The sequence below is a fragment of the Rhodanobacter thiooxydans genome (assembly GCF_021545845.1).
Taxonomy (GTDB): domain Bacteria; phylum Pseudomonadota; class Gammaproteobacteria; order Xanthomonadales; family Rhodanobacteraceae; genus Rhodanobacter.
Genome location: NZ_CP088924.1, coordinates 206,129 through 218,064, shown reverse-complemented (window position 1 = coordinate 218,064; position 11,936 = coordinate 206,129). Strand labels below are relative to the sequence as shown.

The window sequence follows — 11,936 nt, the reverse complement described above, 5'->3', positions numbered from 1 at the left end:
GCTGCGCACGATAGGCGCGGGGAAGGTGAAGGCGGATGGGAAACGAGCCCGCCAATCCGGGGCGTTTCGGAGCTGGCCGCCGGCCCGCGACTCCTATTCTGGCCATCCGCCGCGTCAACGCCGGCGCTCACTCCACCCCCAAAGGACGGCCATGCCCACCTTCTCACGACTCGCCCGTCGCGCCCTCACCGGCGCCCTCGCTCTCACCGCCTCCGTTGGCGCCGTTGCTGGGGCCGCGGGACCCACCGATCACCAGGCGATCCGCGACACCGTTCGCGCCATCAACGACAAAGCGGTGATCCGCTCGATCGACGACATGCCGATCCCGGGACTCAAACGCGTGATCGCCGACGGCTCGGTGCTCTACACGACCGAAGATGGCCGGTACCTGTTCTACGGCGTGCTGCTGGACACCAAGACACACAGCAACCTGACGGACGAAGCACTCGGTGACGTCCGGGTGGAGCTCCTGAAGACCATTCCGGCCGCGGACAAGATCGTTTTCTCACCGAAGAACCCGAAGTACACGGTGACGGTGTTCACTGATACCGGCTGCCCCTACTGCCACATGATCCAGAAGAACCTTCAGGGTTACATGGACGCGGGCATCGCGATCGAGTACGTGCCCTTCCCTCGTGGCGGCGTGCAGTCTCCGGAGATGGCAACCATGAAGTCGGTCTGGTGTGCCGAGGACCGCAAGGCGGCCTACGCCACGGTGGTCGCCGGTGGCAAGGTGCAGCCGGCTGACTGCGCGCGCAGTGCCGACATCGCCAAGATGTACGCGCTGGGCGACAAGCTCGGGATCGAAGGCACCCCTGCCATCTACGACCAAACCGGCCGCCAGCTCGGTGGCTTCCTGCCGCCGGCCGCGCTCCTGGGCAAGCTGCAGCAAGGCCAGAAGAAGGCCCAGGTCGCCGCCGTCGCTCCGTGATCCCACCTGCCACACGCACAAGACCCGCCTCGCGCGGGTTTTGTCGCTTTTGGAGTCGATATGCGTCTTGAATCCGCCTTCGCCATCAACCTGCGCATCGCCATCTCGGTCGTCGTTGGCGCCGGCGCCGCGTTCGTCACCTGCCTGGTGAAAGGCCAGCCACCTCTGGACGGCGTAGGCCTCGCCCTGATGGTTAGCGCGGGTGTCCTGCTGGCCTCCTACGCGGTCATTCCCGCGCAGGTCGATCAGGATCGTCCCTGATCCTTACCTTCAACGGGGGCGGCTGCTTGACAGGCCGTCCCCGCCCGGCCGGCTCGCGCGGCAAGCGGCCACAGCCGACTGCGGCGTCCATGACACCAGTCGGCTCTGCAGATCCGCGATGCATTCGTCCGTCGCCTTGAGCCTTGCGTACCGCGTGCTGGTGAACGACCGCGTGTCCAGCTTGTTCCGCCGCGTGTAGTCGTCCATCGACACCAGCGTGTACTCGAAGGTCGCATCCAGCGGCAGCTCGCGCATCACCTGGTTGAACAGCGGTGCCGTGGCGATATTGCAGCACGTGAACTGCAGCAGCGCCGGCTGTTCGGGCGCAATCGGTGTGCGATCACTGCGCTTGTCCTCCGGACTCTGGAGGTTGTCGTCGAAGACCACGTCGCCTGAGGGAAGCGTCACCCGCAGATGGAAGACCGGGTGATACACGTCCATCTCGGTATGGTTGACGAAGTTGAATGCGAAGGTCGCTTGGTCATCAACACCCATCGCACCATCCACCGGCGGCACGAAGGCGGGCTTGGCCCATTCGAACTGGTCGACTGTGAATAGGCCCTCCTGCTGCGCCTGGTCTCGGGCGAGTTCCAGCAGCTCCTTGTCCAGCTGCAATGTGCGTAGCAGCGAGGAATTACGAACTGCGTCTGGCGCCGCCGGATCCGCTGTCGGTGCATGCACCAGGTTATCGGCATTGCCCTTGAGGGTCCGAGTGGTGAAGCGGATGAACTCGTCCACCTTCATGCCGACCACCGCTTCGGGCGCCGGCAACCCCGCGCGAGGGTGCTTCAAGAAGGCCTCAACGAACGCATCGCGCGCCTTGGTCGCGCTGGCCACCTCCGGGCGCGGTGCGCGCTTGATGGCGGCGTCGATCGCAGCTTCCAGAGTCTCTCCCTTGCGCAACTGGATGCGGGGCTCACTGTGGCAACCTGCGAGCGCTGCCGCGCTCAGCAGAAGGATCATACTGGCGCGCTTCACAGGCTCACCTCGCCGCCGTGGTGGGGGCCGCTCTTGCCGGCACGGGCGCCATCACCGATGAGCGTGCGTACCCCGCTGCTGTCCGGCGGCGACACGAACGCCTGCGCCTCCAGCTGCTCGATGATCCGGGCGCTGCGGTTATAGCCGATGCGCATCGCCCGCTGCAGCCCGGCGATCGACACTCTCCCCGTGGATCGCAGAACCTGCTTGGCCGCCTCGAGTGAGGCCGCCTCATCCTCCCCATCGGGAACCACGGGGCCAAAGGGCAACTCAGCGGTCTTGTTCTCTGCCACCGCGCGATCAATGACCGCCTCGGTAGTTGGGCGGCCCAGACCGAAAATCACCTCGAGCTGATCGAGCAGCTCGCCGACTTCGCCGTGGACGAACATCGCTCGCGCCTCGATCTCCAGTTTGAGGTCCCCTTCCGCGCGCTCGCCGGCGGCATGGAGGTCATCCATCGCCACGTCGAGGAACTTGATCTTGCGGATGACCAGCGACTCATCGAGCACGAACGACAGCCGATCACGGTAAACCAGGCCGAGCTGACTGACCTGCTTGCCGCCGCGCAGATGCTCGCGCACCTCCTCGCTGTCCAGGCTCTCGTGGCGGCATCGCCAGACCGCGCCCTTGCTGGTTGCCATGTCCTTGAGTTCGCACTCGTCGCCCAGCGCCCAGCCTTCGGGAAGGTCGGCCGAGGCGAGCCAAGCCGTGAGAGTGGCCCGCACGGAGTTGTCAGGGGCCATCGGCAGTGCCGGGAATGAGCCCAGGGCCTCCCGGACGCTCGACAGGAAGGATTCGGCCGACTTGCGGCTTGAGCTGTCGATGCACACGAACCCGCGGCTGAGGTCGACCCACGCATCCGTCCGGCCCGGTTGCACCAGTGCCTGCGGCAGCAGCTCCGTGACCACTTCGTCCTTCATCCGCTTACGCTCCCGTCCGCCGATCTTGCGCCCCTCCTCCTGCTCGATCTTGGTCACCTTCTTCTGCAGCGCCCGGTTCACGGCAGACGCCGGCAAGAGCTTCGACTCGCTCCCCAGCGCCAGCAGGACCGCGCGGCCGACCGTGCGGCAAAACTCACCCTCCGTCCCCGTCGGACTCACGAATCCACGCGTGTGGACCTCAAGGGCGCCGCATTCGCGCATGGGATGCTCGGGCAAGGCCTCGGGGAGGCGATCGAGATCCTTGGCGACCTCATCGGAGATCCGGAAAAGGGTGATGTTCCTGGGAAGCATGGTGTCGTCTCCGGTCAGCGTCCGCCGCGCAGTACGGCGAAGTTCCAGTTGGGTAATGCTCGGTGCCGCCCGTCGTATCGCGGCACGACAGCCGGCGTGCTTCCGCGGGGCTTGCCTGTCGGCCGCGGCGCGGCGGCGACGGGTTCAGGCGGGGCCGGCTGTGCGGCTGCGCGAATCAGCGCGAGTCGCTCGGCGCGGGCGGCAGCGTTGAGGCTCGATGTCATCGATCTAGTGTCTCCGTTGGCTGGCGGGGCGGCGCACCGAAAGAGCCGGCACAGGACCGCCCGTTTCGTTACGAGTGATCAGTTCTGGGCGAAGTAGTCCGGTGCGTGCTGCACACAGAACAGGTTCAATGCCTGCACGTGGGCGAGAGGGAAGTGGTATTTCACCGCCGACTGGAACAGCCGGATCTGGACCCCTGCGACTTCACCCCGGAAGGCGCGATCAGGAACCCATCCGTTGGATTCGAGATCGCAAAGAACTCCCGCGACCTCGACCCGGAGAGCGCGGGCGTCCAAATTCGGACAGGCGAAGGGCAAGCAGACCGCCAAAGCGTTGAGATGGTTGCGAATGCTTTCCTGCGACTGGCTGCTATAGCGGCCTGGCGTCCAGAACTGGTCGACGGACGCACCGTGCTCGAGCACCAGGCGACCAGCGACGGTCTTCGGCTTTTTTTGGTGCCGCAGGCCGAACACGCGCGCGAAGCTAAGGGCTGCCTGCTGGTACGCCAGTTCCAGCGCACGGGGCGCGAAGGCGGCGAGCAGACGCTCGACCAGATCCACGCAAGTAAAGGGGACCCGCGTGGCTAGGGGCCGGTGCGAGAAGTAGCGCGAGCGCAAGTCATCAACCGGGAGGACCAAGGGCGTCTCAGTCGGAGACAGCGCTACGGCCACGCGGTCGACCATGGCAGCGAACAGGCGCTCGGGGACGTGGTAGAGCGCCTCAGCGCGACCCATGGGGTCGTAGCGCACGAGGGACGCGCATTTGTTCTGCCCAAACTCCTTGGCCACCCGCTCGACGAGCGCGTGCAGCTCCGCATGGGACTCGTCGATCATGCGCGCCTCGGCCAGAAGGAGGTTGTGCATGCTCGGGTTGTGGCTCGGGGCTAGATCGAGCGGAACCTGTTGGGCTTGGGTCGACATCTACGTCTCTCGCGGCAAGGGGCGGTCCACTGAACGTAGACCCGTCGAGCGCGCGCCAAACTTGACCCAAAAACAGCAAGGGCCCGCGCCACCACAGCGCGAGCCCTCCTGCCGCCCTCCTGGGCGATTGATCATCCTTGCGCTGCGGGCTTCACCGCTCCGTGCTTCCACCACACCCGGGCACCTACGTGGCTCCCATTCCCCATCACGCTACCGCGGGCGCGCGGCCCCACCAAACCAGGTCATGCGGCTGCCGGTGTCGAGGCGGCGAAGCTCGATGCATGCTCCGTCAGGCAGGCGTTGATGCGGGCGGCCAGGTCGAGCGGGATCTGAAACTCGACCTTGTTCTGATACGCCCGCAATACCACCGGGCCAATCGGACCGTAGGCCGTGCGCGAGGGCTCCCAGCGGTTCATCTGTCCGACGCGCCGGAGCCGCTCGACGTCTGGCTGCATCTGCTGGGCGACTCCCGCGTCGATTGCCGACACGACGTCCGTCATGGCCTGACACGCCTGGACCAGCGTCTGATCGTTTGACCAGGACAGTCGCCCGCCCCAGCGGTCGGTGTGCATGCGCAGGTCGAGCACGATGTACCCGCGGCGCTGTTCGGGCGCGGTGCCAGCAGAGAGACGGAAGAGATCCACCACGCGATCAGCCGCCTGGCGAAGGCCCATCGATGCGGCGCCATCCGCGAACGCCTCATACAGCGCCTGTCCCATCCGGACGCAGCAGAATCCCTCTGCGGGCAGCGTCCGCGACGCATCGACAAAGAACGTTCCCACGATCCGTTCGTGACCCTCGAGCTCGAGCGCGTGGGCGCCGGCCAGCTCTCGGCGGATCGCCTCGACCACCTCCGCGCACGTGCGGCGTGCGAAGTCGGCCAGCGTCGTGGACGGATGCTGCGCGAAATGGCGGAAAGGCCGCAGATGGAGGGGAACCGCGTCGTACTCGAAGGCTGCGGCCTCGGCGGCGATCGCCATCAGCTCGCGCAGGCTGACGGCTACGCGGTTGAAGTTGGACTGCAGGTCCTCGAGCGCGCGGCGGGTGGTCTGTTGCATGGTCGGATCCTCGGGCGGTGCAGCGAGGATGACCGCGCAGCAAGCGGGCCAAAGATCCGTTCGATCTGCGCCGGCCGTCTCGCCGGCGGAATGTCAGGCCACGAGTCGGCCGCTTACCGGAGGGCTGGCACGCCAGTGCGCCGCTATCCATCGGTAGGTGTCGTATGCCACGCGTCCGCTGCCGTCCTCGATGACAAAGAACTCCACCACCGGCCGCTGTGCGAGCTCGGGCAGCAGATCAAGCACCTGCAGGTCCGTGACGTCCTGCAGCGCCAGCGCAAACCCGGCGCCACCGCTGCGCAAGCGCTCTTTGATCGCAGCCGCCTGGGCGTGCCCTGCCGGCTCGTCGAGACCGAACAGGCCGTCAGGCAGCGCGGTCACGCCGTGAGGGACACGCGGCAGCTTAGCCTTGTTCAGTAGTACCGTCTTCCCGACGCCTGCGCGCCCGATCAATACGACAACGGTCCCGCCGGCGACCAGTTGGCGGATATACGGCGGAATGATCCAGCGCTTGATGCGATCCCTCAGCGTCGCGTGCCTGGAGCAGCGCGACTGGACCACGAGCAGTGCTGCTGTCGGTGGGGGGTTCACGGTCCTGCGTCCTTTGTGGACTCGCGTTGGAGCACACCGCTTATGGCGGGTTCGTTCCCCGCGTTGGGACACTGGAAGTGCGCGTCGATGACGGCTCGAACTGAGCGCGCCGCTCCACCGCGGGGAGCTGCAGCCAGGGCGAGCGCGCGCGCGCCGGCCAGGCGCTCCAACACCAGCGTTTGGCGGGCGCCGTTCGCCACGCCCTCGGCCAGCAGTCTCGGCGTTTTCGCCATCGCGCCGGCCAGGATCTCGATCTGCGCCAGCGCGCCCTGCGGCCGTGCCGTGGCGAGGTGGCGGATATGGATGAGGATTTCGCTCAGCTGGTCGAGCGACGCGAGGTCTCCCTCCTCAAGCGTCACTCGTCTTGGCACCGTGACCTGCATAAGGGCGTCGAAGCCTGGGAGTTGCGGATAGTCGTCGTGGAACGACGGGGTATCAGCGGGAGAATCGGTCATGGTGCGGCGCTCCTTTGCACCCGGGTGATGGCTTGCAGGCTCAGGCCCGCCTGATACACGGACAGGTCGAATCCTGGCGTCTGGCATGGACCGAGACAGCGGAGTGCCCAGCGGTAGGCGTCCTCCTTCCGCCCCAGTTCCTTGGCCATCGCTGCGGCGCCCAATGCGGCCAGCGTGTCGCCCGCCTCGAACGCGGCCTCGTAGAGCATCGCGGCTTGAGCCGGATTGCGCGGCCGATCGACGCCGAGCGCATTGATGTTCGCGGCCGCGTGGAGCATCCAGCGATCGGAGTACGCCGCATCCCCACGCCGTCCCAGCGCCGCCTCGGCGGCCGTGAGCACCCGCTCTGCCGCCTGCTTGCGGATCGCCTGGAACCGCTGCGGCGCGTAGATCGGATCGTCCTGGCGCAGTGGGTCAGGGAAGAGTGATGCCGCCGCGACCAGGTTGCCCTGGCCCAGCGCGGACAGTAGCCATTTCCGCTCCTGGTCCGTCACCCGTTCCTGCGCGCTGGGCGCCTTCGCGCCTGTCGCCTGCATGACACGACGCTCCTGCGCCTGCAGTGCCGTGAATGCTTCCCACGAGTCGCCACCGGGCCGCATCCCGTCCATGGAGGACAGCAGCGCCTTGTTGGCGCGGTAGTCGGCCAGCCGATCGCGCGCGAGCGGATAGACCATGGCAGACGTAGCGACGACCGCGGCCGCCACGAGCGCTACTCGGGCGACGCGACGAAGCGGGAATTGAGGTTGCGACATGCGTTGGGTTCTCCTGATGGGGGCGCGTAGGCGCCCCCCTTGCCTCAGATGCGCATCGGCATGACCACATGGCGAATCGAGGTGTCGCCAGCGGCCGTGACGAGCATGCTGGTGGCCGAATCGCGCACGCTGATGCACGCGGTCTCCCCGATGAACCCGTCAAGGGCGTCGGCGAGGTAGTGGTGATTGATGCCGTACTCCATGCTCGGCACGGTGGTGTGCGCTGCGACGTCCTCGTTGGCGCTGCCCTGCCCTTCCGCCTTCGTGTGCAGACGGATGCCGTCCTCGGTGAAGGACAGCCGCAACGTGTTGTACTTGGACTCCGCCAGCAAAGCCGCGCGGCCCACCGCCTCACGCAGCTCGCCCGCACTTACCGACAGGGAGCCGGCGAAGCCGGTGGGGATGACGCGTTCGAAGTCGGGAAATGCCCCGGAGACCAAGCGGGTCGTGAGCGTGGTGTCGCCAACGGCCACGCGCACCTGACCGGTGCCCGCCTCGATGGTCACAGCCGTATCGTCCGTCGGCAGCAGGCCCACGATCTGTGCGACGCCCTTGCGCGGAATGATGGCCGAGTAGTCCTGCGCGACCGGCGCAGGAAGCGCCACCTCACCGACCGCGAGACGGTGGCCATCGCTGGCCACACATGCGAGCTGGTCACCCGATGCTTTGAGCAGCATGCCGTTGAGATACGTACGCACGTCGCCCTTGGCCATCGCTACGCTCACGCGATCCATGACCCGGCGCAGTGCCTTTGCTTCGACACGGATGGCCCGCGCATCGTCCACCTTCATGGCTTCGGGAAATTCCGTCGCCGGCAGCGTGGAGAGCGTGTAGCGCCCCTTGCCGGAGGTGATGGCCAGCTTCCCCGAGGTGAGCTTGACGGTGACCTCCCCCGCATCGGGCAAGGCGCGCACGATGTCCACGAGCTTCTTGCTCGGCACCGTAATGGCACCGTCACTGAGCGTCTGGCCGACCTCGCCGACGCTCTGCAACTCGATTTCCAGGTCCGTGGCCTTGACCGTGAGACGGCTGCCCTCGCAGTTCAGCAGGACATTTTCCAGAATCGGCATCGACGCGCCGCGCTGCGCGGCGCCGGCCACGGAAGTGAGTTGGCGCAGGAGGGTGGTGCGAGCGATTCGGAAGTGCATGGGCGTCGCCTCAGTGAGTGGTCCATTCACCGTAGGCGAGCGCGAGCCGGCGCAAAGTCAGCGGCAATTCCGCACGCATCACGCCGCCCTTGCCGGCACGCCGGCCTCGCCGAGCAGCGAGCCGGTTGCGAGATACGCCTGCACATGCGCCAAGACGCGGCGGTCGGCCAGCAGACCCTGGTGCGTTACCGGAAGACGGATGTGCTCCGTCAGCCCGGGCCACGCCGTTTCAGCGACGGCGACTGTCCCATCATTCGGCCCATCCAGTGTCCGCACCAGACGGCCCACTGCATGCGGGCGCTCGCCGGCGATCATGGCGATCCGCGCCGGCACACGCGGATAGTCGAGCCCCGCGCCCAGCAGGTCCGCCGAGGCATCCAAGAGTGCTCGCCCCGCACGGAACGTCGCCAACCGTCGCGCACTCGCGCTGCCGCGCAGCGGCGCGCCGAGGCAGAGAATGCCGCTTACGCGCTGCGTGACGGACGAGTGGCGGCACGCACTGACGGCCAGGAGGCCGCCGTAGCTGTGTCCGATCACGACCACGGGACGGCGTGCTTCGCGGATGACCTTCTGCAAACGCGCCTGGATCACCGCGGGAGCGTCACACCGCGAGTAGTGGAAGCGGCCCGTCCGGTGGCCGCTGGCCAAGGCCACATCAGCGACCGCAGCCATGGACGCGCAGGTACGCATCAAGCCAGGTACGAGAATGACGTCGGTCTTGGGGTGAATGGTGTACGGCATGATGGCGGTCGGTGGATAACACCGGGCCACGATAGGCTTCAGGTCTAGGCATAGAGGGGCGAAAGCAGCGCATTGCGTCGTGGCGTTTCGCTCGTCGTCCGACTGGGAGTCAGGCGCGCAGAGGCCAGCGCAACTTCACTCGGTGAGCGTCGTCCAGAAGACCTTGAAGGCGCGCGAGGCCCGCGTCGGCCAGCGCATCGCACGCACCTGACGCGGTGGCCAGCTCGGCGATGTCAATCGGACGCAGCGCGTGGTCACCGAGGCCGCATTGGACGTACCACTCCAGCGCCGCACGAACGGTCGCAAGCTGCTGGGAATCCAACGTGACTTCCTCGGGCGCGGCATAGGGTGACAGCAGCACCCGGCGCGGCGATCCTGGGTTGCCGTCCACCAGTAAACCTATCAGGCGCCAGCGACGAGGGCGAGCACGACCACGACGCCCAGGAGCACCGGGCTGGCGGCGCGCCCCAGGAATCCGAGCGTGCGTTCCGGCCAGCGCGCTTCACAATAGGCGATCACCGCGGCCATGACTGCGGCGAAGCACGTGGGAAGCGAAGCAAGGTCGATGGGGCGGGCCTGCGGCATGATCCTGGCCCAGAGCAGCTGTCCGGTCAGCACGGCAAGTCCAACAAGAATGCCGAACCCGATGGCATGCGCCAGCACCTTGGCGGTATGGGGCCGATGGTTTCGGGCCGTAACGAGCGCGCTGGTCTTCATGGGCGACATTCCGTGGAGTGATGCGAGGAGATCACAGGCTGGGCACGGCATGGCAACAGGGGGGGTGCCATGCGCCGAAGCACGCCCCAGGGGGGAGGCGTCGTGCCCAGACTGCGACCGCTCTCCTCCTTGCGGAGGAACGTCATTGACCCGACAGGGGGCGCGGGTCGCCAACGTACACTCTGGATCATGCTGCCCGCATAGATCCGGACCGAGTCTTTCGACATGAAGGCGTGTGGGAGTGCGGCCACATGGAAATCATAGGGCCGCGGGTTTGCGCCGAATCTGCGAAACACCCCTCGCAGCGGCCGGTGTTTCGGCGGCGACCGACCACACGCCGGCGCGACGTTCAGTCCACCGCTGCAGGCCGATCCAGATCGCGCAAGGCGCCCTCGATGTAGTCCTCAACGGCATCGGCGGGCTCCTGGCCGAAGCGATGCCCTGGCAGGCCGTACGCAGCCTCGCAGGCCGCGGGCGACCAGCCCGTGCGCGCAGCAAGCAGCCGGCAGAACGCTGCTTTGAAATCGTCCTCGCGCCAGTGCTTGCGCCTCACCCGCCACTCCCGTCATTGATGGGACGGATGGTAGTCGTCAGCGGACAACGGCGCGCGTTCCTCAGCGTGGTTCGACCTCAAGACCGAGCAGCTCGGCCAGCTCCAGCGCGCGGCCGTCGGTCAAGGCGCGCACTCGCCGCTGCAGGCACGCGGGCGCCGCCTCAGGGGTCAACTCGGAGTGGTCGACCAAGCCGGTGCGCATGAATGATGCCAGCAGCGGAATGGATTGGACCGGCTGCCTACCCATGTGGGCGAGGATGGCCGCTCGCGCGCGGTCAGCGCGCCAGTGGCTCGCCAGCCGGTTGACAGCGGGCGCACGCGGCTCACCGACGTCCGTGCGAACCGGTGGCGTCTCTGTGTCTGGATATGTGGCGATAAGCGCAGCGATCACGGCCAGGGCCACCCATGCTGCCGCCTCGCCATTGGCGCCGACGGGCGCGACAAGGGCCAGGACGACCATGGCAACGGCGGTCAGTCCGAGAGTTCGAGCAAGGGTTGCTGGCATGGAATCACTCCGGCGGCAGGATCGGGCCACAATAGGCGGCGCACGCTGGCGCGGTGTCTGGAAACGACCCGGTTTGTGGGGCCTGCTTTCCGACCCCAGTCAGCGGCGCCGACGGTTGCCGTTACGAGCCGCGAGCAGCGGCGCCACACCGGACCCATAGAGCTGCGTCGCAATCGCGCCGGCCCCCACTGCGAACACGATGCCGACGGCGGTGAGTCCGTAGCCGATCGCGAGAGCCTTCACCGGCTGCTCTTGCCAGTAGACCATCGCCAACCAGAGCCGCTCAATCGTGGGCTGATCGAACCAGCGGCTGAGCGTGCTGCCGATGGAGGCCGATGCAGCCACAAGCGCGAACCAGGCAGCCGCCTTGGGAATGGTCCGGGCGCGGTCATTGACCGTGGCGGCGCGCCACGCGACGTACGCGACGGCGATCTGGCACAGGAAGAACAGCAGTCCGAAAAAGGTGACCATGGGGCACTCCGGCAAGTGGTGTGCAGCCACTGTCCCCCGCCCCGATCAGGCGCAAAGTCACGCCCCTTTCTGCGCCTCTTGCCTGGCGCCCGCCGGTGCGTGGCCAAGCAACTCTTCACGAAGCCCGTCGACCGCCTCCGATGGCCCGAACACGTAGGTGGCGTTCAGCGCCGCGGCCAGTTCCGGCGACAGCACATCGTCCACCGAACCGTGCGCGGTGACTGCGGGGATGTCCTCGCTCGACAGCGTGCCGAAGACGATCGTCAGGCCCGCGCGATGTTCGATACGGTAGTTCGCGTCCGCTTCCATGGTTCCTCCTCTCTCCTTGATGAATCGCTCGCGTGCCGGTGGCCATCGTGGCGCTACCGAACGGCCCAAGCATATGAACCCCCTGCGGGCGG

General features: G+C 67.0%; 17 protein-coding genes. 2 read left to right on the top strand and 15 right to left on the bottom strand.

All coding sequences use genetic code 11. The features are described 5' to 3' along the window. The first annotated feature begins 151 nt into the window (after window positions 1-151). Both LRK53_RS19180 and LRK53_RS19175 read left to right on the top strand, forming a co-directional pair. Window positions 152-931: a DsbC family protein gene (locus LRK53_RS19180; protein WP_235642776.1), complete on the top strand. Its 780-nt coding sequence runs from the start codon at window positions 152-154 to the stop codon at window positions 929-931. A 60-nt stretch (window positions 932-991) separates the two neighbouring features. Beyond that, window positions 992-1,192, top strand: a complete 201-nt coding sequence (locus LRK53_RS19175; RefSeq protein ID WP_235642775.1) for a hypothetical protein — start codon at window positions 992-994, stop codon at window positions 1,190-1,192. Between the two features lie 9 nt (window positions 1,193-1,201). Here the strand turns inward: LRK53_RS19175 and LRK53_RS19170 are convergent, their stop codons facing one another. From LRK53_RS19170 to LRK53_RS19095, 15 genes are all read right to left on the bottom strand, one after another. Then, window positions 1,202-2,155, bottom strand: a complete 954-nt coding sequence (locus LRK53_RS19170) for a hypothetical protein (RefSeq protein ID WP_235642774.1) — start codon at window positions 2,153-2,155, stop codon at window positions 1,202-1,204. Between the two features lie 11 nt (window positions 2,156-2,166). Further along, window positions 2,167-3,402, bottom strand: coding sequence for a recombination-associated protein RdgC (gene rdgC, locus LRK53_RS19160; RefSeq protein ID WP_338109857.1), 1,236 nt, complete (start codon window positions 3,400-3,402; stop codon window positions 2,167-2,169). 302 nt (window positions 3,403-3,704) lie between these two features. Next, window positions 3,705-4,544, bottom strand: a complete 840-nt coding sequence (locus tag LRK53_RS19155; RefSeq protein ID WP_235642773.1) for a hypothetical protein — start codon at window positions 4,542-4,544, stop codon at window positions 3,705-3,707. Window positions 4,545-4,786: 242 nt separating this feature from the next. Beyond that, window positions 4,787-5,602: a hypothetical protein gene (locus LRK53_RS19150; RefSeq protein ID WP_235642772.1), complete on the bottom strand. Its 816-nt coding sequence runs from the start codon at window positions 5,600-5,602 to the stop codon at window positions 4,787-4,789. 93 nt (window positions 5,603-5,695) lie between these two features. After that, window positions 5,696-6,193: a hypothetical protein gene (locus tag LRK53_RS19145; RefSeq protein ID WP_235642771.1), complete on the bottom strand. Its 498-nt coding sequence runs from the start codon at window positions 6,191-6,193 to the stop codon at window positions 5,696-5,698. Beyond that, a complete protein-coding gene (locus LRK53_RS19140; RefSeq protein WP_235642770.1) occupies window positions 6,190-6,648 on the bottom strand; it encodes a hypothetical protein in 459 nt (152 codons plus the stop codon). The genes LRK53_RS19145 and LRK53_RS19140 overlap by 4 nt, the downstream gene beginning before the upstream one ends. Then, the gene (locus LRK53_RS19135; protein ID WP_235642769.1) at window positions 6,645-7,322 is read right to left on the bottom strand and encodes a hypothetical protein; all 678 of its coding nucleotides are present in this window, start codon (window positions 7,320-7,322) and stop codon (window positions 6,645-6,647) included. Before LRK53_RS19135 ends, LRK53_RS19140 begins: the two co-directional genes overlap by 4 nt. A 122-nt stretch (window positions 7,323-7,444) precedes the next feature. Then, complete coding sequence (gene dnaN / locus LRK53_RS19130) at window positions 7,445-8,548, bottom strand: DNA polymerase III subunit beta (RefSeq protein WP_235642768.1); 1,104 nt, start codon at window positions 8,546-8,548, stop codon at window positions 7,445-7,447. Window positions 8,549-8,626: 78 nt separating this feature from the next. Next, complete coding sequence (locus tag LRK53_RS19125) at window positions 8,627-9,289, bottom strand: esterase/lipase family protein (protein WP_235642767.1); 663 nt, start codon at window positions 9,287-9,289, stop codon at window positions 8,627-8,629. Window positions 9,290-9,398: 109 nt separating this feature from the next. After that, complete coding sequence (locus LRK53_RS19120; RefSeq protein ID WP_235642766.1) at window positions 9,399-9,680, bottom strand: hypothetical protein; 282 nt, start codon at window positions 9,678-9,680, stop codon at window positions 9,399-9,401. An 11-nt stretch (window positions 9,681-9,691) separates the two neighbouring features. Next, the gene (locus tag LRK53_RS19115; RefSeq protein ID WP_235642765.1) at window positions 9,692-10,006 is read right to left on the bottom strand and encodes a hypothetical protein; all 315 of its coding nucleotides are present in this window, start codon (window positions 10,004-10,006) and stop codon (window positions 9,692-9,694) included. Between the two features lie 349 nt (window positions 10,007-10,355). Further along, window positions 10,356-10,559, bottom strand: coding sequence for a hypothetical protein (locus tag LRK53_RS19110; protein ID WP_235642764.1), 204 nt, complete (start codon window positions 10,557-10,559; stop codon window positions 10,356-10,358). A 61-nt stretch (window positions 10,560-10,620) separates the two neighbouring features. Continuing rightward, window positions 10,621-11,064: a hypothetical protein gene (locus LRK53_RS19105; RefSeq protein WP_235642763.1), complete on the bottom strand. Its 444-nt coding sequence runs from the start codon at window positions 11,062-11,064 to the stop codon at window positions 10,621-10,623. Between the two features lie 99 nt (window positions 11,065-11,163). Next, complete coding sequence (locus LRK53_RS19100; RefSeq protein WP_235642762.1) at window positions 11,164-11,535, bottom strand: hypothetical protein; 372 nt, start codon at window positions 11,533-11,535, stop codon at window positions 11,164-11,166. Window positions 11,536-11,592: 57 nt separating this feature from the next. Further along, window positions 11,593-11,844, bottom strand: a complete 252-nt coding sequence (locus tag LRK53_RS19095; RefSeq protein WP_235642761.1) for a hypothetical protein — start codon at window positions 11,842-11,844, stop codon at window positions 11,593-11,595. Window positions 11,845-11,936: the final 92 nt, after the last annotated feature.